The organism is Micromonospora sp. PRAS1 (genome assembly GCF_059553435.1).
Genome location: NZ_JCANNB010000004.1, coordinates 100,025 through 124,328 on the forward strand (window position 1 = coordinate 100,025; position 24,304 = coordinate 124,328).

The following is a 24,304-nucleotide window of genomic DNA, read 5'->3' on the forward strand; positions in this document are numbered from 1 at the left end:
TCCTTCATCGACGCTCGTACCGGATTTAAGGACGACCCACGCCACCGGCCCTCTCCGCAGCCTACGATCGCCGGGTGACGAGTGCGTCGACAGCACAGAGCGCCAGCGCGGATCGGCCGGACCCGGCGTCCTCCGCAGCCACTGCCGGCTCCACCGATCCGACGCCACGGGGCGTACCGGAGATCGTCCGACGCCGGCTGGCCACCGTCGAGGGCCGGCTGGACGGGCATTCGTGGCTGGCCACCATGTTGGTCGTGGCGATCGCGGCTATTGTCCGGTTCGCCAATCTCAGCCATCCGCCGGGCAAGATCTTCGACGAGATCTACTACGCCCGCGACGCCTGGGCCCTGATCGACAAGCACGTGGAGTGGAACTACAAGGACGGCGGCCCGTCGTACGTGGTCCACCCGCCACTGGGCAAATGGTTGATCGGCCTCGGCGAGTGGGCCTTCGGCTACTCCGACGCCGAACACGGCATCTCGGTCCCCGGGCAGCTCTGGACCACCTCGCCGGAGTTCGGCTGGCGCTTCTCCGCGGCCCTCATCGGCACGCTCTCGGTGCTGCTGCTGATCCGGACCGGGCGGCGGATGTTCGGCTCCACCCTGCTCGGCTGCGCCGCCGGGCTGCTGCTCGCACTCGACGGCTTCCACCTGGTGCTCTCCCGCACCGCGCTGCTCGACATCTTCCTGCTCTTCTTCGTGCTTGCCGCGTTCGCCACGCTGGTGCTCGACCGGGACGCGACCCGCCGGCGCTGGGCCCGCGCCCTGGCGGCCGGCCTGGATCCCACCGCGCCGGGGCGCGCCGGTCGCCCGCCGGGCGGGTGGCGGAACTGGCCCTGGTGGCGGCTGGCGACCGGGGTGCTGCTCGGTTGCGCCTTCGCGGTGAAGTGGAGCGCGCTCTTCTTCGTTCCGGCCTTCGCGCTGTTGATGTTCCTCTGGGACGTCGGCGCCCGTCGTTCGGCCGGGGTGCCCCGGCCGTGGCGGGCGACCCTGCTCGACGGCTTCCCGCAGATGGTGCTCGCCGGGGTGCTGATGGCGGTCACCTACGTGGCGACCTGGTCGGGCTGGCTGCTCGGCCAGGACGGCTACTACCGGCTCGCCGAGCGGTACCCGGGTGCCGGGCTCAGCGACACGCCGGTGATCGGCGCGCTCTGGAACCTGGTGCAGTACCACCAGGCCGCGCTGGGCTTCCACAATCAGCTCGACGACGCGCACAAGTACCAGTCCTGGCCATGGCAGTGGCTGCTGCTGGGCCGTCCGGTGGCCTTCTACTGGTCCGGCGACGGCAACTGCGGCCAGGCGAGCTGCGCCTCGGAGGTGTTGCTGCTCGGCACGCCGCTGCTGTGGTGGTCGTTCCTGCCCGCGCTGGCGGCGCTGATCTGGCTCGGCCTCGCCCGTAGGGACTGGCGGGCCGGGGCGATCCTGCTGTTCGTGGGCGTCGGGTTGCTGCCCTGGTTCTATTTCGCTGCCGACGGCCGGACGATGTTCTCCTTCTACGCCGCACCCGCCCTGCCGTTCCTGGTGCTGGCGGTGGTCTACGTGCTGGGTGCGATCGCCACCCCGGCCGGCCCGGTCGGCGCCAGGCCGGAGGGTGCCGCCAGCGACGAGGCCAGCCAGGATCGCCGGCTGGTCGGCGGAGTGATCGTCGGGGCGTACCTGGCGCTCGTCGTACTCTGCTTCGCCTACTTCTATCCGATCTTCGTCGGCCAGGTCCTGCCGTACCCCGAATGGTCGGCCCGGATGTGGTTGGACGGCCGCTGGATCTGACCATGGCATCCGGCCCTGGGCCGCCGCCCGGGGCCGGATGCGAAAGAGCCCATCCGCAGCGCGGATGGGCTCTTTTGGGCGTCAGGTACGCCCCTCCGAACACAAAAGGGCGCGCCCCGATCGCCTGCCACGGGGGAAGCGGGCGATTGGGGCGCGCATGAAAAGCTTAACCACCCATGACCAGCGGCACAACGGGGCGGCCCGGGTCAGATTTCCGACGATCGCCGTTTGTGGCGGGGATCGACGTCGACGACCACCACTGCGTGACCGATCGTGGACGCTGCGCTCAACCCTTCTTCGGTCGAGGGGGCTGTTCAGCCCTTTTCGACCGCGGCGGAAGCCAGCCGAAGAAGCGCTCCTGGAGCGTGCTCGATCCGAGCGCATGCAGATCTTCTGCGGCGGCGGCCAGACAGGCGCCGAGGTAGACACTGAGCATCGCCCGGTCGACCCCGTACTCGCTCAGCAGCAGCTCGCGCTTGGGCTCGCACGGCCAGTCCGCGCCACAGGAACCGCAGGTCCAGCCAGGCGCAACCGGGGCATGTTCACCCGGTGTCGTCGGGGCGCTCCTGTCCCCCCGGGGCACCGTCGCACCCGAGCGATCCGCAGCACTCGTCATCGCGCTCCCTTCCGTCTCCACCCTGGACGGCGGACGACCACCCGCCGCCGATTCACATACCACCCCCACACACACCAAACCCAGCAGCGCCCGGAGGCGCTTCGGCGTTACATCATTGCGACGAGTTGGTCAACCACGACCACCCAGCAACCCCATCCATCACCGCCGATCGACCTTACGTGGCCGGATGGCTGGACGCACCTCTGCCGAGCCGGCGATCCTCGACCCGCCGCCGCGACCCGCCGCCGCGACCCGGCGTTGCCGCTACGGGGTAGCGTCAGGCGGTTCGCGTCCTTATCCCAGGTGCCCGAGGAGTACGGTGAGCCACCCCCAGCCCCCAGACGGGCCGCACGACCCCTACCAGCCGAATCCGCAGCAGCCGGGCGACCCCTGGGCACCGCCGCCGGCGCAGCCCGCGCCCGGGACCGCACCGGACGTGAACTGGGGCGCTTCGCCGCAACCCGGGCCCGGCAACCCGTGGGGCGCGCCGCAGGCCGCCCAGCCACCGGTCTCCGGTGCGCCGCAACCGGGCGAGCCGCAGCCGCCCATCTCGGGTACGCCGTACGCCCCCTACCAGGCAGGTGGCGGGTATCCGCCCGCCGGTACCTATCCGCCGCCCGGTGGCCCGTACCCGCCCGGCGGCGGCTACCCGCCGAGCGGCCCGTACCCGCCGGGCGGCCCAGGTGCTCCGCTCGGCCCGCCGCAGCCGACCGGCGGCGGTGGCGGCCGGACGGTCCTGATCGTGGTGATCGTGGTGGCGGTCGTCGCGCTGCTCTGCTGCGTGGGTGGCATCGCCGCGCTCGTCGTCGGGATGAATCAGGCCCCCGACCGGGTGTCCGAGGCGCTACCCAGCCCGACGACCACCTACGCCCCGCTGCCGACGCCGGCGACCAGCGCGCCCGCCCAGAGCACGCCGACCCGACCGGCACCCACCGGCGAGACCTTCAACATGAAGGCCGGCGACACCCTGGTCATCACCGACAACGACGGCACCGTCGAGATCACCGTGGCGAAGTTCCGCACGGTCACCGATGCCTGCCAGACGTACGCGCCCAAACCGCAGAAGGGCCGGTACCTGATCGCCGAGGTGACGGCCACGGTGACCAAGGGCACCGGTTCGATCAACCCGTTCTACTTCGAGTGGGTGGCCGACGACGGCACCACGGTCAACGGGCTGGTCGGTGCGCTGGCCGGCTGCGGCGATCCGCTCGGTGCCGGCAACAACCTGCGCACCGGCAGCAAGCGGTCCGGCACCGTCGTCTTCGACGTCGCCGACACCAAGGGCACCCTGGAGTACCAGCACCTCTTCGAGACCGCCGGCTCCTGGAAGCCGTAGACCGCCGACTCCTGGAAGCCGTGGCAAGTGACCGGGTGACCGGCGTCTTTGTCCTGAATGGACATCGCTACACTCCGCCCGGTGATCAACAAGAGATGGCCGTCAGCCGTCCTGCTCGGACTGCTGGCGGCGACCACGCTGGCCGGCCCGGTGCCGGCATTCGCCGACGACGACAGGGCAGAACCCGTGGCCGAGCCGCCACGCGTCCAGCTGGTGCTGGACGTGAGCGGCTCGATGCGGGCCGCCGACATCGACGGACGCAGCCGGATCTCGGTGGCACAGCAGGCGTTCGGCGAGGTGGTGGACGCCCTGCCCGACGAGACCCAGCTGGGCATCCGGGTGCTCGGTGCCACCTACCGGGGCAAGGACAAAGAGCAGGGCTGCCTGGACACCCAGCAGATCGTGCCGGTCGGCCCGGTGGACCGGACACAGGCCAAGGCGGCCGTGGCATCGCTGCGCCCGACCGGCTTCACTCCGGTCGGGCTCGCCCTGCGTGAGGCCGCCAAGGACCTCGGCACCGGCAGCACGGCCCGGCGGATCGTGCTGATCACCGACGGCGAGGACACCTGCGCCCCGCCGGACCCGTGCCAGGTGGCCCGGGAGTTGGCGGCCCAGGGCACCACGCTTGTGGTGGACACCCTCGGCCTGGCTCCGGACGAGAAGGTGCGCAAGCAGCTGCTCTGCATCGCCGCCGCCACCGGCGGCACGTACACGGCGGCGACCAGCGCCGACGACCTCACTGACCGGCTCAAGCAACTTGTCGACCGGGCCCGCGACACGTACGCCACCACGCCGGCCAAGGTCGACGGGACGGACGTCTGCCAGGGCGCGCCGCTGCTCGGCCCCGGCGTCTACACCGACCGGGAGACCTTCTCCGAGCACCGCTGGTACCGGGTGCCGGTCCGGGCGGGGCAGGAACTGCGCGCCTCGGTAAGCGTGGCGATGGATCGGCCGGTCAACCCCGACTACGGCGTACTGCTGCGGGCCACCGCGTCGGACGGCCGGGAACTGGTCCGTGGAGTGGACGCCGGCAGCGGACGTACCGACGTGGTCTCGGCCGGGCTGCGCTGGTCGGCCAACGAGGACGGTGACGAGGCCGAGCGCGACGAGGACGCCGCCACGCCGACGGCCAGCGCGACGCCCGCCGTCACCACCGTCTGCCTGGTGGTCAGCAACATGTTCTCGCCCCGGTCGGGCACCGAGAAGGACCCCGGTATGCCTGTCGAGCTGACCGTCGACGTGGTCGCCGCTTCCCCCGCCCCCGACGGACCGGACCTGGGCCGGGGCTGGGTGCTGCTGCTCCTGCTGACCGTGGCCGGTCTGCTCACCGGGCTCGTCGCCGGCCTGCTCACCCGCTGGTGGGTGGCCACCTGGAGGGAGAACTGAGGATGCGTACCCAGTTGGCAACCGCGACCGCGCTGCTGGCGGCCGGCCTCGTCCTGGCCCCCGCCACGGCGCTGGCCGCACCCACCCCGACCCCCTCGCCCGGCGCCGCCACCGTGACCAAGGCCGGCACCTCGTTCCTGAGCGCCACCCCGGTCGCCGCCGGCCAGCCGGTACGCGTCGGGGCCTCGACCGGCGAGTACCTCTACTGGTCCTTCCCGGCCGCCGCAGGCGAGACCCACGAGATCACCGCGACCGTCTCCCTCGCCCAGAACCGCACCGGCAAGTCGACCTGGACCGTCGAGGTCTTCGACGGGCTGCGTCGCCGCCAGGCGTGCACGGCCGGCGCGCAGACGCCGACCGCCGACGCCTCGGCGAGCACCGTGGCCATCGGCTGCACCCTGCGTCGGATCCGCCCCTGGGCCGAGCCGTGGTCCGCCGACCCGCTACCCGGCACCTACTACGTCCGGCTCACCGTGGTCGACGTGCCCGAACCCGACCTCGGCCAACCGATCGACGTGGACCTGCTGATCTCCGCCACCGGCGACGCCGGCTCCTCGCCCGAGGACGGCAAGCTGGAGGCCCCGCTGGTGCCACCGACCAACGCCGGCAGCGTGCTGGACGCGGAACCGACGGCCGCACCCGCCGACGAGGACGAGGACGGCTGGAACCTCAACCTGACCGGTTGGCTGCCCGAGGCCGGCTCCCGCTGGATCTGGACCACGGCCGGCGGCATGCTCGCCGCGGTGGCCGGCGTCGTCGGCTTCGCCCTCACCCGCCGCCCTCGCGCCGCCCGAGTTCGCGCGTGAGGTCGTTCATCTGGTAAGCCCCGCCGGCAGGTCGCGCCCAGGTGCCCGGGCGTGACCTGCCGGCGGCCCAAACCTGCGCCTCGTCGCGCAAACCCCGTTGCGGTCAGCCGAGCTTGATCTGGTGCGTGATCGACGGGTCGGTGATCTCGGCATCCTTGACCAGCAGCATCGCCTTGCTGAGGATGACGGCGAGCATGCCATCCCCCTCGAAGGGCAGGAACTGCTGCTCGCCCAGCCGGCCCGCGCCACGGTCCGGCACGATGCAGAGGTACTCGTCGTTCGGGCTCATCAGGATGTTGCCCGACCCCAGGTGGATCCGGTACGTGCGCAGCTCGCCGTCGACCACGAGGAACCGGCCGTCGATGCGGGCCCGGCGCCCCACCGCCAGCCGGGGCAGCAGCCGGGCCAGCAGGTCCCGCCGGGTCTCGGCGGTCGCCGACAACTCGCCGAAGCTGTACGACGACCAGTAGTCCCGGAACCGGCCCTGCGGCCCGCCGTCCGACCAGGTCGGGTCGTTGCCGACGCTTGCCACCCCGACGAACAGGTCCACGTCCCGCATGATCTCGCTGAACACCAGCGGTGGAATCTGGTCGAGCGGCACCGGGTCGGCCGGGCGGGCGTCGGTCCACCGGGCGCCCGCATAGCCGCCACCGGAGGCGTGCGACCAGTTCTGCGCGGCGGCGATCGGGTAGAAGCGCACCTGGTCGGTGACGAGCCGCAGGTACGACCCACTCTCGGTGGTGTCGGCGCCGTACTCGTCGCCGATGCCCTCCACCCAGTACTCGGCGCGCAGCCCCCAGCCCGGCAATTCGCGCAGCGTGGGCGGGTAGGAGTCGTCGACCATCAACCGGAGCCGGTCGGCCCAGCCCCGGATCGCAGTCAGCGCATGGTACTGATGTTGCCGCAGGATGTGCCCCGCGAACCGGTTGGAGTAGGTGCCGGTGGCCTCCTCGGCGGGGGTGAGCAGGTAGACCTCCCGGTGCGCCTGCTTGAACGGTTGGACGACCAGGTGCCGCTCCAGCCACTTCCGCCAGGCGACCACCTCCGGCACCGGCCGCCCGATCGGATGCCAGATCCGCACCTCGGCATCGTCGGCGGCGGTGAGCGGGGTGTCGTCCACCGTGCGCAGCGCACCGTCGACCCAGCCGCAGGGCACCCCGTCGACCAGCCAGAGCAGCCGACGGGCCAGCACGCCGCCCAGCGGATGGTCCAGATAGCGCTGCCGCCAGGCAGTCAGGGTCCAGCTGCGCTGGGCCAGAAAGAGCCGGTCCAGCCGGGCCGTCTGGGCGGCCAACATCCCGGTCACCTCCTTGGCGAGGCCCTTCAGCTCGGCCAGTGCCGGCGCGTGGTCGCGGCGTACCGCCGCCGGTGGGCTCTTCACCTGCCGACCGGCCTCGTTGTGCCAGACCAGGGTCGGGCCGGCAGAGCCGATCAGCAGCTCGGCCCGGCACCCGCCGAGGGCCACCTCGTGCCGGCCCACCTCGGTCAGGCCGTAGTCCGGGACGGCCAGTTCCTCGATCTCGTCCCGGCCGATGCCGAGCGCCGCGGCGCGGGCGTCGAGCGCCTTGTCGATCTCGTTGCGGGTGCCCTTGTAGGTGACCCGGGCCGACAGCCGGGCCAGCTGTGCCAGCGCCGCCTCGCCGTCGAGCCGCCCGAGCACCCCGACCGCCGCGTTGGCCACCTTCGGGCAGGCCGGCCCGATCCCCGGCAGCCGGCGCAGCATCGACTCGACCAGGCCACCGATCCGGCGTACCTGCTCGGGGGTGGGCGCGGACCACTCGGCCAGCCAGAGCAGACCGCGCAGCACGTCCGCGTTGGCCGAGGTGGGCTGCGACTGCGGGGTACGGGAGGCCGCGGCCAGCCACCGGTCGAGCACCCGCGTGGCCTCCGCCGGATCGATCTCGGCGAGCAGCCGGGACGCCTCGGCCGACCAGCCGGCCGAGGGGCGGGCCGCGATCGCGGTGCTGGCGTGGGCGATCAGCCGCTGCCACGCCGGGGCGAGGGTGCGCAGCTCGATGCCGATCTGCTCGGCCCACGGGTCGCGCGGGTCTAGCTGGGGGCCGCCCAGCTCGGCGACCAGTTGGCGCAACCGTTGGCTCTCCCCGGACCGGTCGGTCATCACCTTCGCCAGGTCGGCGGGGAGCGGGCCGGTCGCGGCCACCCCCCGGGCCACGATCTCCAGCGCGCTGCCCGGCAGCCCGTGCCAGATCTGGACGGCGTACGCGGTGAGGTCCCTGAGCTGCTCGGCGGTCAGCTCGGTGGGGAGCCGCCGGGCCACCTGGTTGATCATGTCCCGGGCGGCCCAGAAGGACGCCCGGTTCTCCAGCGCGAGGAGGACCATGCCGTGCACCAGCCGGGCCACCTCCGGGCGCGGCAGGGGACGCAGGGCCGCGCGTACCTCGGGATTGTCATGGCAGACTCTGGCCTGCGCGTAGAGGTGGTCGGCCAGCGCGGTCAGGTCGTTCGCGGCGACCAGGTCGCGGGTGCGGGTGACGTACCAGAGGGTGTCGGTGGTGATGGTCATCAGCCACCCACCAGCGGGACGAGCTTGAGGAAGGTGACCTCGGTGTCGCGGCGCAGGTCGACCTCGTCGTCCAACTCCTCGACCTGGTGGGCACCGACCAGCACCACGAAACCGTTGCGGGCGAACGCCTCCTCGGCGAGGGCCACCTGCCGCGCCGGATCGACCCGGCGCGGCGACCGTTCGGCCTGATCGCCGTTAAGCGCCCGCTCGGTCGAGGTCGGCTGCACAAGCGGCCGGCGCGGCGTCGGGGTGGCGGCGTTGTACTCCGCCACCTCCTGGTGGATCCGCCGCCGGATCAGCTCGCGCAGCGTCAGCCGCTCCTCGAAGATCCGCAGGGCCCACGCGGGGGTACGCGCACCGGCCGTGCTCTCGTCCACAAAGGTCACCGTCGCCATGTCGCGGGAGTCTAGGTACCCCCACCGACACGTCGGCTACTCCAGGGCGAAGGTGGCGGAGGCCCGCCCGGCCGCGTCCGAGACGGCTTCGAGATAGAGCAGCCCGTCCCGGTGCCGGACGTACTGGCCGGGGAAGTTCACCGACTCCAGCGACACCTTGGCGGGGTCGGCCAGGCCGGGCCGGCGGACGAACGTCGCGTCCTGCCGGAACAGGTTGCCGCCGTCGTTGCGCTCGACCCAGAGCTGGTGGTTGCGGTGCCGCAGGTAGTAGCCGGGATAGTTGGTCGACTCAAGCGAGATCGCCGCCGGGTCCGCCAGCCCGGTGACGATCCGGAACTGGGAATCGGCGAGGTTTGTGACGTTCGGCTCCAGCCGCGCCCGGAACTCCCAGTGCCGCAGGTAGCGGTCCGGCAGGTCGTGCGAGCGTAGCCGGACCGGAGTCACGCCGTCCGGCACCGGTACGCCGAAGTTCGGCGTACCGTCGGCGTTCCAGTGGACCCGCTGGATCCGGGTCCGCCGGTTCGGATCGTTAAGCGGGTCGTAGCCGTTGCCGAGGTACCGCTCGTAGTTGCGGGAGTGGTAGACGATCACGTCGCTGCCGTCCTCGGCGACGGTGAAGGAGTTGTGTCCCGGCCCCCACTGGCCGGTCCGGCTGTCGCTGGCCAGCACCGGTGTGGCGCGTTTCGACCAGGAGGCCGGGTTCAGCAGGTTGCTGCCCGCCGAGGCGGTGAGCAGCCCGACGGCGTAGCTGGCGTCGGTGGCGCTCGCCGAGTAGGTCAGGAACACCCGGCCGTTGCGGATCAGCACCGCCGGTCCCTCGTTCACCCGGTAACCCCGGGTCTCCCAGGCGTACGTGGGGGTGGCGATCAGCGTCGGGGTGCCCGCGTACGTCCACGGGTTGACCGCGCGGGCGAGGTAGATGTTCGAGTTGCTGCCGGCGTACTCCGCCCAGGCCAGGTAGCGCTGGCCGTCGTGCACGAAGGTGGTCGCGTCGAGCGAGAAGCTGCTCCGGGCCGGCTGGAGCTGGCCACGCTCGACCCACGGCCCCTCGAGCGGGTTCGCGGCGCTGCTCTCCAACACGTACGGCCGGATGGCCCAGACGTCCTCGGTCCGGCCGGCGGCGAAGTAGACGTACCACCGGCCGTCGATGAAGTGGATCTCCGGCGCCCAGATGTGCGCGCCCATCTCGCCGCTGCTGTGCCGACGCCAGATCACCCGCTCGCTGGCGCTGGCGAGCCCCTGGAGCGTGGTGGCGCGGCGGAGCACGATCCGGTCGTACTCGGGCACCGTCGCGGTGAAGTAGTAGTAGCCGTCGGTGTGCCGGTAGATGTGCGGGTCCGCGCGCTGTTCGGCGAGCGGATTGGTGAAGGTCACGGCGGCCGCCCGCACCGGGGCGGCCGGTCCCACGACTGCGACGGTGGCCGCCGTGACCAGGGTGGCGAGGGTGGCCGTCAGTCTCCTGCCGGGGAGCTTGAGTCGCATGTCTCGTCGCCTCTCGTCACCGCGATCCCGCACCGCGCTAACGGATTGATAACGTTCACACCCCCACCCCGTCAAGCGATCGACATCAATCGGTGACCGGCCCACCCGGACCACGTGATGGCGGAGTCACCAGGGGATGACGCCCTCGTCGTTGAAGAACGAGCCGGTCGGGCCGCCGTCGGGCAGGGTGGCCAACCGGATCGGGGTTGCCGCGGCCTCCTGGGGTGGCCGGCCGTGGAAGCCGGTGAAGTCGGTCGCGACCAGGCCCGGGCAGGCGGCGTTGATGAGGATGTTCGTACCGGCGAAGTGCCGCGCGTAGTGCACGGTGACGGCGTTGAGGAACGACTTCGTCGGCGAGTACGCCGCCATGATCGGGCCGACCTCGACGTTCGGGTCGGTCTGCCAGGTCAGCGAGGCGACGCTGCTGGAGATGTTTACGATGCGCGGGGCGGCGGAGCGCCGCAACAGCGGCAGCATCGCGTTTGTCACCCGGATCACGCCGTAGACGTTGGTGTCCACGATCGCGCGGACCACGTCCAGGTCGAGCGCGGTCGGATCCTGCACCCAGCCCGGTCCGGTCTCTCCCGAGATGCCGGCGTTGTTGACCAGCACGTCGAGACGTTCGATCAGTTCGGCGGCCTCGGCGACGCTCCGGTCGCTCGTCACGTCCAGCGGGACCGGGAACGCGTCGACCCCGTCAGCCAGCAGCTTCTGCACGGCCGCCTCGCCCCGCGTACGGTCGCGGGCACCCACCGCCACCCGGTATCCCCGCGCGCCGAGCCCGGCGGCGATCTCGTACCCGAGTCCCTTGTTCGCGCCGGTGACCAGCGCGGTCTTCGTGTCACTCATGACGCCGATGTTGGCTCGGCAACGAGTGCCGCCGTTACACCGTCTGGGTGCGCTTTCATACCCGGCCGGTATCACCGCAGTATCGTCGCTGTCATGGACACGCTGGAGACCCGCGAACTCAGGTACTTCGTCACGGTCGCCGAGGAACTGCACTTCAGCCGGGCGGCCGAACGCCTCGGCATCGCCCAGCCGCCCCTGTCCCGGGCGATTCAGCAGCTCGAACGGCGCCTCGGCGTCACCCTGCTCGAACGCAACCGCCGAGGCGTCACCCTCACCGGTGCGGGCCAGGTGCTGCTCGACGAGGCCCGCACCATCCTCGACGCGACCACCGCAGCCGCCCGCCGTACCCGCCGCGCGGCCTCCGCCCCGAACCACCTGACGCTGGCGACGAAGGCCGGTGCCAATCACGAGCTGTTGCGGAAGCTGCTCGACGCCCACGCCGCCGAACCCGGCGCGGTCGAGGTCGACGTGGTGCTCTGCGGCATGGGAGAACAGGCGCGGATGCTGCGTGACGGCCGCGCCGACGCCGCCCTCATGCAGCGGCCCTTCGACGACCTTGCCGGCCTCGACACCGAGGACCTGCTCACCGAACAACAGGTCGCCATCCTGCCCGCCGGGCATCCCCTCGCCGCGCGTACGTCGCTGACCATGGCCGACATCGGTGACGTACCGGAGCTTCCGGTCGCCCGCTGGCCCCGGCAGGACGGCAGCTACGAGCCCGGCCCCGGACCCGAGATCCACGACCAGTCGCAACTGGCTCAGCTGATCGCCCTCGGACGCACCATGGCCGTCCTCTGCGCCTCGTCCCGATCGTGGCTGTGGAACGCGCACGCCGCCGTCCCCCTGACCGACGCACCGCACGTCACCACCGTGCTCGCCTGGCCCACGCACAGCCGCTCCCGGAGCGTCGCCGGGCTCGTCCGCACCGCAACCCAGCTGCGCCAGGAGCCCGCCGGGGCAAGCTGAACGAACCGACCGTTCAGGCCGTCGCGCCGCCGTCCACGGCGATCGACGCACCGCTGATATGCCGCCCGCCGTCCCCCACCAGGTGACTGACCGTGGCAGCCACGTCGGCCGGTGACGCGTACCGGCCGAGGGCGATGTGCGACCGCTGCGCGTCGGCACCACCGCTGTCCGCCGGGTTCATGTCGGTGTCGGTCGAGCCGGGCAGGATCAGGTTGACGGTGATCCCGCGCGGACCGAGTTCGCGGGCAAGTGCCCGGGTCAGCCCGTTTACCGCGCTCTTGGTCATGGCGTACGCGCTCACCCCGGGCGCCGGAACCCGGCTGGCGAAGCTGCTGCCGATGTTGACGATCCGCCCACCCGCACCCATGTGGCGTACCGCCGCCTGGGTGGCCAGGTACACCCCGCGTACGTTCACCGCGACGGCCCGGTCGAGTTCTTCGAAGCTCACCGACTCGATCGGCCCGCCCGCGAACACCCCGGCGTTGTTCACCAGGATGTCCAGCCGCCCCAACTCGGCCACCGTCCGCTCGACGGCACCGACCACCGCCGCCGGATCCGCACTGTCCGCGCTGATCGACAGGCCGGTACGGCCGTACGCCTCGATGTCGGCAAGCACCGCCTTCGCGTTCGCCTCGGCGGCGCGGTAGGTGAACGCGACATGGATGCCGTCCTCGGCCAGCCGTCGCGCCACGGCGGCACCGATACCGCGGCTTCCCCCCGTGACCAGCGCAACCCGGTCGGCGAACTGAACCGTCATACCGCAATCCTGACAGTCGACTCAGGACATGGATCATGCGGGTCGCCGCGACCTGGACCGGTTCTGATCCCAGGTGCTCGGTTACGTGGCCGAACCGCCCTCGCCCGGCCTACCCGCGCTACCAGCGGTTCCGCGCCTCCTCGGCCCAGCCGACCAGCCCGTCCAGGTCGATCCGCTCGCCGTCGTCGGTCGTCGCCCAACCGGTGAAGTGCCCGAAGCACTGGTGCGTCTCGTTGGCGAGCACACCGAGATTGGTCCGGGCGACCTTTTCGTGAAAGGGATGGAACCGCACGGCCACCCGTTCACCGTCGATCCGCCACGGTCGCAGCCAGTCGGTGCGGTCGTACTCCCAGCGCAGCTCATCGCCGATCTTGTGCAGCCGACCGTCGACGAAGAGTCCGTTCTCGGTCGAGCCGGTGCGGTCGGTCCACCGCCCGCCGAGCTGGATGGCCCGGCCCGGGCCGCTTCCGGCGGCCCAGTTCCAGCGGATCGCGTACGGCCACCGGCCGCGCCCGTGGTCGAGGACGGCGAAGGAGTCGGCCTCGGCGATCGCGTGTTCGTCCCCGTTGACCCGCAGGTGGCCGTGCACCGGGCGACCGACGTCCTTGACCGTGTACTGGAACCGGCGGGCGCTCCAGGGCACCACCACGCTCAGCGACTCGTGCCCGGGCGGCAGCGGCACCACCAGATCGACCTCGATGTCCGGGGCGGTGGCACGGATCGTGGTCCCCGCCGCCGCCTGGTCGATGTCGATCACGATGCCGCCGCCGCGGGCCCGCACGGCACCCACCCCGCTGACCGGTGGGAAGCTGGCGCCCCGGGCAAGTGGAACCACCACGCTCCGGTCGGTCTCGACCTTCGTCGTACGGTCGAGCACGTAGAGGCTGTGCACCCCGGCGTAGTCCAGCGACGAGGCGACCAGGCCGACGATGTGGTTCGGGGTGACGATTCCCCAGTATTCCCAGCGCTTGTTACGGCCCCAGCCGCGCAGGTTCGCCCGGTGTACGGGACGGCGGCTCCAACCCACTGCGGCGGGACGCAGCCGCCCGTTGGCCAGGCACAGGTCGATCGGCTCAGTGATCTCCTTCTCGTGCGTCACGACCGCGAGACTATCCACTCCTCGCCGGGCGGCTCGTCATCGTAGGTGCTGGCGCACGACGCGATCGCCATCCACGTGGGCGCCCGGTTGGCCTAGCTGCCGTCGGAGGCTGTCGGGGTGTAGGCAGGCGGGATGCCGGGTACCTCGCGCCCGACCCCTCACCCCTGCCCAGGAGGACCCCATGACCGTCGTACTCGCCATTGTCTGCAGCGACGGGGTGGTGATCGGCGCGGACTCCCAGATCACCGAGAGCGACCGCGGTCTGAGCTTCCCCGCCCAGAAGCTGCACCCGCTGGGCGCCTGCGCCGCCTGGGGCGGCAGCGGCGCGCGGGGAGTACTCAACGACCTGCGCCCCCTCCTCCAGGACTCGGCCACCGCCATCCTCGAAGCACCCGACATCGGCGACGAGTTGCAGGAGCGCGTCCTGCCCGTCTTCAAGAAGCACTACCAGAACTACATCCCGGACGTGCCCGGCGAGGACGGCGGCGGCGGGGTGTCGGCGTACCTGCTCGTGGCCGGCTACAGCCAGGGCGGTCCGTGGATCGTGGAGATCAACCCCAACGGGCTCATCGGCCGCTACGAGGACGTGGGCTTCCACGCCATCGGCTCCGGCGCGCCCATGGCCCAGCAGGCCGGCGCGCTGTTGTCCCACTTCCGGATGACCACGCGTACCGTCGAGTACGGCGTGGTGGGCGTGGTGCGGGTGCTGGAGGCGCTGGAGCGGACCTCGCCGTCGGTCGGCGGCCCGTTCAGCGTCGCGTGCATCCGCGAGGAGGGCGCCCACCACCTCGACGAGAAGGAGATCGCCAAGGCGCTGAAGGACTCCCAGCGCTGGCGCGACCTCGAACAGGAAGCGCTCGACCGGCTGTTCGACTGACGCCGGCGTACCCGTCGGGGTCAACTGGAGTGTCAGCTTCGCGTTGATCGCCTGGGCGCTGGCCGCCCGACACGGACGCCTACTCCGACGAGCCGACCTGGGCGTACGCGCTCTCCGGGTGGGTCGCTGCGGTACAAGTTCGAAAAAGGCCGTCTCCCACCACGGGAAACGGCCTTTGAACTGGGTGGAGCTGAGGGGATTTGAACCCCTGACCCCCTCGATGCGAACGAGGTGCGCTACCGGTCTGCGCCACAGCCCCTCCGCCAGCGAACCGGCGTCGGTCCCACCCGGCTGTCACCGGGCGGGCCGGCGACAAGGCTAACAGGTCCACCGTCCCGGCCGCGAACCGCCCCGCCCACGGGCGCCGACAAGATCCACACAACTCTTGATACCGACGCTTTACGGTGCGCACGCGCATACCCCTACATGCCGCGGCCGGCTTCGTAGGGGCGGCCGCGGAGGCCGCCGGTGCGGCGGTAGGAGACGGAGCCGCCGTTGGCGGCCGCCGGGAGGTCGGCGGGGCGGTCCAGGCCCATGGCGGTACGCCGGACAGCCTCCCGCTGGGCGGCCAGGCGACGTTGGGCCTCGCGGCGGGCGGCGGCGCGGCGGGCCTGTTCGCGGCGTACCTCCGCCTGGCGGGCGGCCAGCCAGGCGGCCTCGCGGGCGCGGGCGCGGCGTCGGCGGCGCTCGGCGACCGCGCGGGCGCGCAGGTGGGCGACGTACACGATCAGGAGGGTGGCGGTGACCGCGAAACTGATCCAGAAGCCGGGGCCGACCACCACCACGCCGACCAGCTCGACGGCGTTGAGCAGGACCAGCGCGGCGAGCACCCGGCGACGGCGGTAGACGGCGGGGGTGTGCTGGCGACGCCGGTCCGGGCGGCGGCGGGATCGGCCGCCGTTCGGCGGCACGGAGCGCAGTCGGCTCGACCGACCGGAGCGGCGCGGGGCGGGCGGGCCGGAGACCGGGGCGGCGAGCCCGCCCGAGCCGGCATCCTCGCTGAGGGTGACCACCAGGGTGCGGGGGGCGTTGACCGGGCGCCGGCCCGGGACAGTGCGACGTCGCCGGCGGCGCTCGATCACCCGCGCCGTCGACTGCGCCCGCTCCGCCACCAGCCGCTCGGCGGCGTCGTACCGGCGGACCAACGCCGGAGCGAGGGCGAGCAGACCGGCGGCGGCGAGGACGGCGAGGAGCACCGAGGTCGGCACCCTCACCCCTCCCGTCACCGAATTCGGAGCAACCGCCGCCCGGCCGCAGGATCTTCCACCGACCGGCGTCGGCGGCGTGAATCGTGCAGTTCGGGCAGCACTTGCCGCAGCTTGCAGTTACCTGAGGTTACGGGTCACCGCCCTCGGAACAACTACGCCGCGCCGATCCCGGACGTGGGACCGCTCACCAGGTAGCGGCACGCAGCCGATGCCAGCGGGCCAGCAGGCCGCCCTCGGCGGCGACTTCCTCACTGGTCATCGCGTACCCGATGTGATCGCGCCAGGCACCGTCGATGTGCATGTAGCGCGCGTGGTACGCCTCCTCGCGGAAGCCCAGCTTCTCCACCACCCGGCGGGACGGCCGGTTCTCCGGCCTGATGTTCACCTCCACCCGGTGCAGGCCACCGGGGCCGAAGGCGTGGTCGACGGCGAGCGCCAGCGCGGTGGGGATCACGCCACGGCCGGCGACCCGGCGGTCCACCCAGTAGCCGACGTAGCCGGAGCAGAAGGCCCGGCGGACGATGTTGCCCACGTTGAGGTGGCCGACGAACCGCTCTGCGCCGTCTTCGTAGAGGCAGACCGCGAACGGCATCCCCTCGCCGGTACGCGCCGAGCGCCGCTGGTCGCGGTAGACCCAGCGGAAGGTGGCCGGGGAGTTCAGTTCGGCCCAGTCACCGGCCAGCGACGACTCCCAGGGGGCCAGCCAGTCGCGGTTGGCGCGGCGCACCTCCGACCAGGGTGCCGCGTCCGAACGCCGGTACGGCCGCAGCAGTACCGGGCCGTCGGCGAGCACCACCGGCCAGCCGGGTGCCCGTCTGAACCGCACCGATCCTCCAAACCCGAGCGTCAGCGGCGATTACCGTCGGCGGTCCAGCAGGAGCACGTCCACGGTGGAGCCGGCGGCGGCTGCGGTCACCCGCTCACCAAGAACGAGAAGGCCGTTCGCCTCTGCCAGGCCGGAGAGGGTGAACGGGCCGCCGTTGAGCGGTTGGACAGTGTATCCCCCGCCACGCCGTTCGGCGACGTGGGCGGGCCGGAACTCCCGCAGCCCGGCCGGCGACGAGACGGTCTCCAGCAGGTGCGCCCGCACGCTGGGACGGAACACCGGCTCGGCGCCGGCCAGCAGGTTGATCGCCGGGCGGGCCAGCACCTCGAAGCCGATCATCGCGGCGCCCGGGTCACCGGGCAGGCAGACCACCGGCACCTCCTCCGCGCCGACGGTGCCGAAGCCGAGCGCGGTGCCCGGGTAGAGCGCCACGTCGGTGAAGGTGACCGGGCCGACCCGGCCGCCCTCCCGGCGGGACAGGATGCGCCGGACCATGTCACCCGGCCCGGTGCCGGTCCCGCCGGTCGTGATGATCAGGTCGGCGCGCAGGGTCTGGTCCTCCAGCAGCCCGCGCAGCCCCTCCGGGTCGTCGTCACAGATGCCCACCCGGTACGCCAACGCGCCCGCCTCCGCCGCCGCAGCGGTCAACGCGTGCGAGTTGGCGTCCACCACCTGGCCAGGCTGGCTGCCCCGGCCCACGTCGACCAGTTCGTCACCGGTGGCCACGATGACCACCCGTGGACTGGGACGGACCACCACGTGCCCGATCCCGGTGGCGGCCAGCAGCGCCACCAGGGCCGGTGAGACGTACGAGCCGGAGCGGGCGAGCACGGCACCGGCGGCCACCTCCTCGCCGGCCCGGCGTACCCCGTACCCCCGCTTCGGGGCGCGGAAGATCTCCACCGCGGCCATGCCCTGGTCGGTCCATTCCACCGGCACCACCACGTCGGCGGTGATCGGCAGTGGCGCACCGGCGGCGACCGAGAAACACGAGCCCGGGGTGAGCCGGACCGGCCGCCAACTGGCCGCGCCGAGATCACCGACCACGTTGAGCCGTACCGTACGTCCCGGCCCGCCGGACTGGGCCGGGACGTATCCGGCGCCCCGGGCCCCGCCCGCGATGTCCTCCCAGCGCGCGGCGTACCCGTCGACGGCCGCCTGGTCGAAGGCCGGGAAGGCGTGCGGCGCGACGACGTCCTCGGCGAGGACGTTGCCGTACGCCTGGGTGAGGTCGAGGTCGAGCGGAGGCAGCGCGCGTAACCTGCGCAGCACGCTGCCCAGGTAGTCGGCGAGCCGCGTCAACCCGTTTTCGGCCGCCTCGGCGTCGGCCGGCGCGGTCATGTATTCGGACCGCCCGACGCGTCGGAGTTGACGAAGTCGGCCAGCCACTTGCGGAACTCGCTGCCCAGGTCCTCGCGTTCGGCGGCGATCTGGACCACGGTCTGGAGGTAACCCAGCGGCATCCCGGTGTCGTAGCGGGTTCCCCGGTAGACGATCGCGTGCACCGGTGTGCCCTCGGTACGCAGCAGTTCCATCGCGTCGGTCAGCTGGATCTCCCCACCGCTGCCCGGCGGGGTCCGGCGGATGGCGTCGAAGATCTTGCCGGGCAGCACGTAGCGGCCGAGCACGGCGAGGTTGCTCGGTGCATCCTCGGGCTTCGGCTTCTCGACCATGCCGGTCACCTTCACGACCTCGCCGATGTCGGTCAGCTCGGACTCGGCGGGCTCGACCGAGGCGATGCCGTACCGCTTGGTTTCGGCCGGATCGACCTCGAAGAAGGCGAGCACCACGCCGCCCGTACGGGCCTGGAGTTCCAGCATGGCCGGCAGCAGCGGCTCGGTGAGCTTGACGAACTCGTCGCCGAGCAGCACCGCGAAGGGCTGATCACCGACGTGCGACTCGGCGTACCCGACCGCATGGCCGAGGCCGAGCTGCTCCGGCTGCCGGCAGGTGTAGATGGCGGCGATCTCCTCGGTCCGCTTGACGGCGGCGAGCAGGTCGGGCTTTTCGGCGAGGCGCTCCTCCAGGTCGGGGCGGCGGTCGAAATGGTCGACCATCGAGGTCTTGCCCCGACCGGTGATCAGCAGCACGTCGCCGATGCCGGCCTGGGCGGCCTCCTCGACGATGTACTGCAACACCGGCCGGTCGACGACCGGCAGCAGTTCCTTGGGAACCGCCTTGGTGGCCGGCAGGAACCGGGTCGCCAGGCCCGCGGCCGGAATGACGGCCTTGACGGCTCGGGGGCGGCCGGTGGCGGCGGCCGCTGAGGGGTTCGCTGAGTGCTCCGACATGTCGCGAGACTATCGGCCATGGCGGTAACTCGGCGGGTGAGGACCGGAAGACGCGCCGCCCGCCTGACCGGTTCTGCCGGTGCCGGCAGCGCCCGCACCGGCCGGTTCGGCGCCCGGACGGGTGGTTGCCGCCCGCCAGGTGTCCCGGCCGGCCGCCTTGGCCGCGTAGAGCGCTTCGTCCGCCGCCTCCAGCACCCCCGGTCCGGTATCGGCATGATCGGGATAGACGGCGATGCCGATGGAGACCGTGACCGGGATCGACTCCCGGACCCCGGCGTGTCCCACCACGGCGACCGGGGTGATGCGGATCGCCGCGCCGAGCCGCTCGGCGACGATCGCCGCACCTCGGGCGTCGGTCTCCGGCAACAGCACCACGAACTCCTCCCCACCCTGCCGGAAGGCGAGATCCACCTCCCGGACCTCGCCGCGTACCCGGCGGGCGAACTCGACAAGCACGTGGTCTCCGGCCGCGTGGCCGTACGTGTCGTTCACCTGCTTGAAGCGGTCAAGGTCGAGCGCGAGGACGCTCACCATCCGCCCGAACCGGTTGGCCCGTTCCACCTCCCGGCGCAGCGATTCGCGCAGGTAGCGGTAGTTCCACAACCCGGTCAGCGGGTCGGTGAGCGACAGCCGCTGGGTCTCCTCGTGAACGCGTACGTTGTGCACCGCCACTGCCGCGTGCGCGGCGAAGGTGCGCAGGGTGGCCAGGTCGTCGTCGTCGAACTCGTCCCCGCCGAGCCGGTCGTAGAGGGCGAGTACGCCAAGCGTCGCCGGAGTACCGGTGCCGGTTGTGGCGGACGGGACACCGGCGCCGTTGGCGGGTACCTCGGTGGGTCGGGTCTCCCCCGCCACCCCGGGCCCGGCCAGCGGCACCGCGACGTACGTGCGGCAACGCGGCTCGCCGGGCGGGCCGGCGTCGGTCGGCAACCGGCCCCGGCAGGGCTGCCCGGTCACCGCGACGGCACCGATCGCGCCGCTGGCCAGCGGCACCCGGGGCGGCTCGGCACCGGGCCGCCATCCCTCGAATCCTTCGGTGCACCGGGCGACGAGCCCGTCGCCCGGCCCGGTGAGCAGCACCGCGCCGGCCCGGGCACCCGTCGCTGCCAGCGCGCTGTGCAGGATCACCCGCAGGATCCGTTGTAGATCGTGGGTGCTGGCCAGGGTGTCGCCGAGCACGGCGAGCTGCCCGCGCAACTGGTCCCGGCTGCTGGCCAGCGCCGCCAGGTAGCCGCCGGTCTCGCGGGTCAGCCGGTTGACGGCATCGGCCAGCCGGCCGATCTCGTCACCACCGCGGACCGGAATCCGGGCGGTCAGGTCACCGGCGACCACCCGCTCCACCGCGCCGGTCAGCTCCACCAGCGGCCGGGTGCTCACCCGGGCCAGCCGCCAGGCCACGGCCACACCCAGCAGGGCGGCCGCCAGCACCACAGCGACAAGTACCGCGTACAGGCCGGGCGGCTGGTCGCTGGGCACCGAGAGCACCAGCGGCAGCGGCTGCCCGGCGGTCGGGCCGGCCCGGCGCAGGTAGCGGCCGTCGGTGGTGCTGGTGACGCGATCGTCGTGCAGTGACGCGGCGGCGGCGAGCACGGCGTCCCGGCCACCGGCGGACTCGGTGGTGTGGGCCACCTGCATCGGTGGGGCGGCGCCGTCGAGCAGCGTCACCGCGACCCCGGTCACCGCCGCCAGCCGCGCTACCAGCGCCGGGTCGACCGGCTGCGCGGCGGCGACCGTGCCCAGCGCCGCGCCGGCGGTGTCGCGCAGCTCCACCCGGGCCACCAGCGCCCCGGCGGGGCCACCGGGCGGCGTCGGGGCGGCGCAGTCCCGCCAGGGTGCCGGCGGGGCGTTCGGGGTGGCGTAGCTGACCCGACCGGTCGCGTCGGTGACCTGCACGGCGGCCGCAAGGCCCCGGTCGACCACCTGGGCGGCCACCCCGGCGTGGTCGGCGGTGAGGGCGACCGCGTCCGCCGCGGCGCGCAGTTGCTGGCAGAGTGCGTCTATCGAGGTATGCACGGCGGTGGCGGCCACCGCCAGCCGCTCGGTGGCGCGGCTGCGGTCGACCGCCGCCACGGTTGAGGCGACGAAGGCGGCACCGACCAGCACCGGGCCGAACGCCACAGCCAGGAAGGCTGCGGTCAACCGCCCGCGTAGCGTCAACACTTCCCCCCGGAAGTTGCGACCGTCGCTTGCGATGCTGACACAGAGCGACCGCGATACAGGCGTTGCGTGAGGAGTGTTGCGTGCCGGAATTTGCGCAGGACGCGGAAGTGACAGATGAGGCGAAGCGGAACTGGCGCGTCACCCTGCTCGCCCGCCGCCGGGCCCTGTCCGAGGCCGCCCGCCGGGACGCGGCGGCACGGGTGCAGGCCGAACTGGTAGCCCTGGTACGCCACCTGCGGCCGAACCGGATGGCCGCGTACGCGCCGGTCGGCACCGAGCCCGGCGGACCGGACCTGCCGGCGGTGCTCGCCGGGGCGCTGCCCGCCGGGGCGGAGTTGATCCTGCCGGTCCTCCGGGACGATCTGGACCTGGACTGGGCCGCCTGGGCCGGTCCGGAGGCGATGGTCGCCGCCGGTCGGGGCATCCGCGAACCAGCCACGCCCCGGCTCGGGGTGGCCGCCATCGCCACCGCCGAACTGGTCGTCGTGCCCGCCCTGGCGGTGGATCGTCTGGGCGTACGTCTCGGTCGGGGCGGTGGCTCGTACGACCGCGCCCTGGCCCGGTTGCCCGCCACCGCCTACCCGGTGGTGCCGTTGTACGACGGCGAACTGCTCGACGCGCTGCCCGCCGAACCGCACGACCGGCCGGTGCGCGCGGTGATCACCCCCGCCGGCCGGTACGCGCTGCCGACACCCCCGGGTGTCGTGCCCCACACTTCCGCTGGACGAACCGGGGGCCGATGACGCACCATTGGCACTCGAATACGTCGAGTGCCAACCGGCCGTGCCAGATCCGGAGGAGAACGTGCCCACGTACCAGTACGCCTGCACCGCGTGCGGTCACCAGCTCGAGGCGGTGCAGTCCTTCTCTGACGAGCCGCTGACCGACTGCCCGGCATGCGAGGGGCGGCTGCGAAAGCTGTTCAACTCCGTCGGCATCGTCTTCAAGGGCTCCGGCTTCTACCGCACCGACTCCCGCAGCTCAGGCTCGGACACCTCGTCGAACGGGGCCAGCAGCAAGTCCGAGAAGTCCGACTCGTCGTCCAGCTCGACGACCTCGACCTCCTCGTCGAGCACCCCGTCGTCCGGCTCCGCCAGCGGCTCGTCGACCGGCTCCTCCGGCGGCGGCGCGAGCAAGTCACCGGCCACCGCCACCACCTAGGCAGGGAAGCGGGCGGGTCAGTCCCAGTGTGGTGGGCGCTCGGCGAGCAGCCGCTCGTCGTTGCCGCCCACCGACTCGCCCCAACCCCGGTCGGTGTCGTCGGCGGTCTGCTCGGGCAGCACCACCCTGTCGTCGCTCAGGTCGACCGTGCGGTCGTCGTCGCCCCGCCTGCCGGGATCCCGGGTACTGTCGCCCCGCCTGCCGGGATCCCGGGTACTCACGAGCGGCAAGGGTAACGCAGCCCGCTGCGGCGCGGCCCGGCCGACGGGCGGCCCGACGGTTGGTAGCGTCGGAGGGCGTGACGACCCCCCGATCCGGCCCGGCCCCCGACGACCAGTGGCGCCGGCCCGAACCCGGCGCCGGGTCACCGCCCGGCCAGCCGATGGACCGCCCCGCCGAGACCGGCGGCACCGGGCAACCGTCGATGCCACCGGTCGCCGGGCCACCCGGCTACGGCGGGCCACCGCCCACCATCGCGCCACCGGCCGGCTGGCGGCCCGAGGTGCACCTGCGGCCGTACCCGCCCCGGCAGTTACCGGCCCAGGACATGGCCGCCCTGGACGCCCAGGAGCAGCGGGCCCAGCGGGTGACCTGGACGGTGGGGGCGGTCGCCGCCGCCGTCCTGTTCCTGCTGGTCTGCCTACTCTGCACCCGGGCCCTGCGCTGAGCCGTCGGCGCTAGTCGAAGGTGTTGCCCCAGACCATCTCGGCACCCGAATGACCGGTCAGCCAGACGTAGATGACGGCGACCACACCCAGCGCCACCACCACGACCGACAGCACCGGTGGCACCCAGCGCGGCAGCTTGGCCACCCGGGGGTGACGGCTGGTCACCACGAGCAGCGCGATGACCGCCAGGGCGAGCCCCAGCGTGTACCGAAACAGCAGTCCGCCGTACTCGGCATGTTCGTTGATCTTCTCCAGGATCTCGCCGGAGAAGCCCCGCGCGATCTGCCGCTCCTCAAGCGCCTCCCCGGACTCCTCGGCGACCCAGGCGGTGACCGGCGCGACCACCGCCAGGATGGCCACCGCCCAGTCCAGCCGGGACCGGAACCGGGGCAGCGCGATGTACGCGACGGCGAGCAGCACCAGCAGCGGAACGAAGACCACGACCGCGTGTACGACCAGCACGTGCGCGGGCAGACCCAGCACCTTCTCGAACATCGGACCTCCGGCGGTAGGTGATCGTGGAAAGTCAGGGTACGGCGGCGTCGTGTCCTCGCCCAGGACCCTTCTGTTGCACACGCGGGATCGATCGCCCCGGTTCAGCCGATCCGGTGCCGGCCGGGTCCAGCCGGGCCGGTCCGGCACGGCCCGGACGTCCGGTTGTCGGGTTCCGAGGGCCGTGCTGTCATTGATGCATGTCCAGGGGTGCGGAGCTGCTCCGGTCGCGAGGGCTGCGGGTCACCCGGCCGCGCCTCGCCGTGCTCGAAGTCCTGGCCGGCGGCGGCCATCTGGAGGTCGACGAGATCACCCGACGGGTACGCGAGCGCCTCGACTCCGTCTCCACCCAGGCGGTCTACGACGTGCTGGGCGCGCTGTCCCGGGCCGGCCTGTCCCGCCGGATCGAGCCGGCCGGCAGTCCCGCTCGTTACGAGGCCCGGGTCGGCGACAACCATCACCACGTGGTGTGTCGCAGCTGCGGCGAGATCGCCGACGTCGACTGCGCGGTCGGCAGCGCGCCGTGCCTCGACCCGGGACCTGCCCAGGGTTTCCAGATCGACGAGGCGGAAGTGACCTTCTGGGGGCTCTGTCCCGACTGTCAGGCCCGTCGCGACGCTGACGAGTGACCGCCCGGCCAGG

Annotated in this window: 23 protein-coding genes and 1 tRNA gene; 9 read left to right on the forward strand and 15 right to left on the reverse strand. The window is 72.4% G+C overall.

Annotation, left to right across the window (positions count from 1 at the left end):
* Window positions 1-182: 182 nt before the first annotated feature.
* The 4 genes from AC507J_RS05700 (at window position 183) to AC507J_RS05715 (ending at window position 5,910) form a co-directional block, all read left to right on the forward strand.
* Window positions 183-1,766, forward strand: a complete 1,584-nt coding sequence (locus AC507J_RS05700; RefSeq protein WP_496288166.1) for a dolichyl-phosphate-mannose--protein mannosyltransferase — start codon at window positions 183-185, stop codon at window positions 1,764-1,766.
* 935 nt (window positions 1,767-2,701) lie between these two features.
* Window positions 2,702-3,718: a DUF4352 domain-containing protein gene (locus AC507J_RS05705; RefSeq protein WP_496287997.1), complete on the forward strand. Its 1,017-nt coding sequence runs from the start codon at window positions 2,702-2,704 to the stop codon at window positions 3,716-3,718.
* A gap of 57 nt (window positions 3,719-3,775) precedes the next feature.
* Window positions 3,776-5,104 carry a VWA domain-containing protein gene (locus AC507J_RS05710; RefSeq protein ID WP_496287998.1) on the forward strand — a complete coding sequence of 443 codons (1,329 nt, stop codon included), beginning with the start codon at window positions 3,776-3,778 and terminating at the stop codon, window positions 5,102-5,104.
* A 2-nt stretch (window positions 5,105-5,106) separates the two neighbouring features.
* Window positions 5,107-5,910: a peptidase gene (locus tag AC507J_RS05715; protein WP_496287999.1), complete on the forward strand. Its 804-nt coding sequence runs from the start codon at window positions 5,107-5,109 to the stop codon at window positions 5,908-5,910.
* 103 nt (window positions 5,911-6,013) lie between these two features.
* Here the strand turns inward: AC507J_RS05715 and AC507J_RS05720 are convergent, their stop codons facing one another.
* The 4 genes from AC507J_RS05720 to AC507J_RS05735 all read right to left on the reverse strand — a co-directional run bounded on the left by AC507J_RS05720 (window position 6,014) and on the right by AC507J_RS05735 (window position 11,160).
* Window positions 6,014-8,434: a DUF4132 domain-containing protein gene (locus AC507J_RS05720; RefSeq protein WP_496288000.1), complete on the reverse strand. Its 2,421-nt coding sequence runs from the start codon at window positions 8,432-8,434 to the stop codon at window positions 6,014-6,016.
* The gene (locus tag AC507J_RS05725) at window positions 8,434-8,829 is read right to left on the reverse strand and encodes a hypothetical protein (protein WP_496288001.1); all 396 of its coding nucleotides are present in this window, start codon (window positions 8,827-8,829) and stop codon (window positions 8,434-8,436) included. The genes AC507J_RS05720 and AC507J_RS05725 overlap by 1 nt, the downstream gene beginning before the upstream one ends.
* A 36-nt stretch (window positions 8,830-8,865) precedes the next feature.
* Window positions 8,866-10,311: a family 43 glycosylhydrolase gene (locus AC507J_RS05730; protein WP_496288002.1), complete on the reverse strand. Its 1,446-nt coding sequence runs from the start codon at window positions 10,309-10,311 to the stop codon at window positions 8,866-8,868.
* Between the two features lie 126 nt (window positions 10,312-10,437).
* Complete coding sequence (locus AC507J_RS05735; RefSeq protein ID WP_496288003.1) at window positions 10,438-11,160, reverse strand: SDR family oxidoreductase; 723 nt, start codon at window positions 11,158-11,160, stop codon at window positions 10,438-10,440.
* Between the two features lie 102 nt (window positions 11,161-11,262).
* Between AC507J_RS05735 and AC507J_RS05740 the strand changes: the two genes are divergently transcribed.
* Window positions 11,263-12,126 (forward strand): LysR family transcriptional regulator, encoded by an 864-nt coding sequence (locus tag AC507J_RS05740; RefSeq protein ID WP_496288167.1) that lies wholly within the window; start codon window positions 11,263-11,265, stop codon window positions 12,124-12,126.
* A gap of 13 nt (window positions 12,127-12,139) precedes the next feature.
* Here the strand turns inward: AC507J_RS05740 and AC507J_RS05745 are convergent, their stop codons facing one another.
* The gene (locus tag AC507J_RS05745; protein WP_496288004.1) at window positions 12,140-12,883 is read right to left on the reverse strand and encodes an SDR family NAD(P)-dependent oxidoreductase; all 744 of its coding nucleotides are present in this window, start codon (window positions 12,881-12,883) and stop codon (window positions 12,140-12,142) included.
* 118 nt (window positions 12,884-13,001) lie between these two features.
* Complete coding sequence (locus tag AC507J_RS05750) at window positions 13,002-13,982, reverse strand: DUF2804 domain-containing protein (protein WP_496288005.1); 981 nt, start codon at window positions 13,980-13,982, stop codon at window positions 13,002-13,004.
* Window positions 13,983-14,163: 181 nt separating this feature from the next.
* Here AC507J_RS05750 and AC507J_RS05755 point away from each other — a divergent pair, with 181 nt between their 5' ends.
* A complete protein-coding gene (locus AC507J_RS05755) occupies window positions 14,164-14,859 on the forward strand; it encodes a proteasome protein (RefSeq protein ID WP_496288006.1) in 696 nt (231 codons plus the stop codon).
* 185 nt (window positions 14,860-15,044) lie between these two features.
* Here AC507J_RS05755 and AC507J_RS05760 read toward each other — a convergent pair.
* The 6 genes from AC507J_RS05760 to AC507J_RS05785 all read right to left on the reverse strand — a co-directional run bounded on the left by AC507J_RS05760 (window position 15,045) and on the right by AC507J_RS05785 (window position 21,338).
* Window positions 15,045-15,118, reverse strand: a tRNA-Ala gene (locus AC507J_RS05760).
* A 163-nt stretch (window positions 15,119-15,281) separates the two neighbouring features.
* Window positions 15,282-16,073: a divisome protein SepX/GlpR gene (gene sepX, locus AC507J_RS05765; RefSeq protein WP_496288007.1), complete on the reverse strand. Its 792-nt coding sequence runs from the start codon at window positions 16,071-16,073 to the stop codon at window positions 15,282-15,284.
* A gap of 178 nt (window positions 16,074-16,251) precedes the next feature.
* Window positions 16,252-16,893, reverse strand: a complete 642-nt coding sequence (locus AC507J_RS05770; protein ID WP_496288008.1) for a GNAT family N-acetyltransferase — start codon at window positions 16,891-16,893, stop codon at window positions 16,252-16,254.
* A gap of 30 nt (window positions 16,894-16,923) precedes the next feature.
* Window positions 16,924-18,234: a molybdopterin molybdotransferase MoeA gene (locus tag AC507J_RS05775; protein ID WP_496288009.1), complete on the reverse strand. Its 1,311-nt coding sequence runs from the start codon at window positions 18,232-18,234 to the stop codon at window positions 16,924-16,926.
* On the reverse strand, window positions 18,231-19,184 hold the full coding sequence (locus tag AC507J_RS05780) for a UTP--glucose-1-phosphate uridylyltransferase (RefSeq protein WP_496288010.1): 954 nt from the start codon (window positions 19,182-19,184) through the stop codon (window positions 18,231-18,233). The genes AC507J_RS05775 and AC507J_RS05780 overlap by 4 nt, the downstream gene beginning before the upstream one ends.
* A 9-nt stretch (window positions 19,185-19,193) precedes the next feature.
* Entirely contained in the window at window positions 19,194-21,338 is a 2,145-nt protein-coding gene (locus AC507J_RS05785) for a diguanylate cyclase (RefSeq protein WP_496288011.1), read from the reverse strand.
* Between the two features lie 110 nt (window positions 21,339-21,448).
* Between AC507J_RS05785 and AC507J_RS05790 the strand changes: the two genes are divergently transcribed.
* Window positions 21,449-22,084, forward strand: coding sequence for a 5-formyltetrahydrofolate cyclo-ligase (locus AC507J_RS05790; RefSeq protein ID WP_496288168.1), 636 nt, complete (start codon window positions 21,449-21,451; stop codon window positions 22,082-22,084).
* A gap of 216 nt (window positions 22,085-22,300) precedes the next feature.
* Here AC507J_RS05790 and AC507J_RS05795 read toward each other — a convergent pair whose 3' ends face one another.
* Both AC507J_RS05795 and AC507J_RS05800 read right to left on the reverse strand, forming a co-directional pair.
* Window positions 22,301-22,489 carry a hypothetical protein gene (locus tag AC507J_RS05795; protein ID WP_496288174.1) on the reverse strand — a complete coding sequence of 63 codons (189 nt, stop codon included), beginning with the start codon at window positions 22,487-22,489 and terminating at the stop codon, window positions 22,301-22,303.
* Between the two features lie 30 nt (window positions 22,490-22,519).
* Window positions 22,520-22,732: a hypothetical protein gene (locus AC507J_RS05800; RefSeq protein ID WP_496288012.1), complete on the reverse strand. Its 213-nt coding sequence runs from the start codon at window positions 22,730-22,732 to the stop codon at window positions 22,520-22,522.
* A gap of 68 nt (window positions 22,733-22,800) precedes the next feature.
* On the opposite strand from AC507J_RS05800, the gene AC507J_RS05805 reads away from it, so the two are divergent.
* A complete protein-coding gene (locus tag AC507J_RS05805) occupies window positions 22,801-23,169 on the forward strand; it encodes a hypothetical protein (RefSeq protein ID WP_496288013.1) in 369 nt (122 codons plus the stop codon).
* Window positions 23,170-23,179: 10 nt separating this feature from the next.
* Here AC507J_RS05805 and AC507J_RS05810 read toward each other — a convergent pair whose 3' ends face one another.
* Window positions 23,180-23,665, reverse strand: a complete 486-nt coding sequence (locus AC507J_RS05810) for a DUF2231 domain-containing protein (protein WP_496288014.1) — start codon at window positions 23,663-23,665, stop codon at window positions 23,180-23,182.
* 197 nt (window positions 23,666-23,862) lie between these two features.
* Between AC507J_RS05810 and AC507J_RS05815 the strand changes: the two genes are divergently transcribed.
* A complete protein-coding gene (locus AC507J_RS05815; protein WP_496288015.1) occupies window positions 23,863-24,291 on the forward strand; it encodes a Fur family transcriptional regulator in 429 nt (142 codons plus the stop codon).
* Window positions 24,292-24,304 lie beyond the last annotated feature (13 nt).

Excerpts from the sequence above, each read along its gene's own strand:
- AC507J_RS05710 (WP_496287998.1), top strand. The coding sequence starts at position 3,776 with ATGGACATCGCTACACTCCGCCCGGTGATCAACAAGAGATGGCCGTCA.
- AC507J_RS05715 (WP_496287999.1), top strand. The coding sequence starts at position 5,107 with ATGCGTACCCAGTTGGCAACCGCGACCGCGCTGCTGGCGGCCGGCCTC.
- AC507J_RS05720 (WP_496288000.1), bottom strand. The coding sequence starts at position 8,434 with ATGACCATCACCACCGACACCCTCTGGTACGTCACCCGCACCCGCGAC.
- AC507J_RS05725 (WP_496288001.1), bottom strand. The coding sequence starts at position 8,829 with ATGGCGACGGTGACCTTTGTGGACGAGAGCACGGCCGGTGCGCGTACC.
- AC507J_RS05730 (WP_496288002.1), bottom strand. The coding sequence starts at position 10,311 with ATGCGACTCAAGCTCCCCGGCAGGAGACTGACGGCCACCCTCGCCACC.
- AC507J_RS05735 (WP_496288003.1), bottom strand. The coding sequence starts at position 11,160 with ATGAGTGACACGAAGACCGCGCTGGTCACCGGCGCGAACAAGGGACTC.
- AC507J_RS05745 (WP_496288004.1), bottom strand. The coding sequence starts at position 12,883 with ATGACGGTTCAGTTCGCCGACCGGGTTGCGCTGGTCACGGGGGGAAGC.
- AC507J_RS05755 (WP_496288006.1), top strand. The coding sequence starts at position 14,164 with ATGACCGTCGTACTCGCCATTGTCTGCAGCGACGGGGTGGTGATCGGC.
- AC507J_RS05775 (WP_496288009.1), bottom strand. The coding sequence starts at position 18,234 with ATGACCGCGCCGGCCGACGCCGAGGCGGCCGAAAACGGGTTGACGCGG.
- AC507J_RS05780 (WP_496288010.1), bottom strand. The coding sequence starts at position 19,184 with ATGTCGGAGCACTCAGCGAACCCCTCAGCGGCCGCCGCCACCGGCCGC.
- AC507J_RS05810 (WP_496288014.1), bottom strand. The coding sequence starts at position 23,665 with ATGTTCGAGAAGGTGCTGGGTCTGCCCGCGCACGTGCTGGTCGTACAC.
- AC507J_RS05815 (WP_496288015.1), top strand. The coding sequence starts at position 23,863 with ATGTCCAGGGGTGCGGAGCTGCTCCGGTCGCGAGGGCTGCGGGTCACC.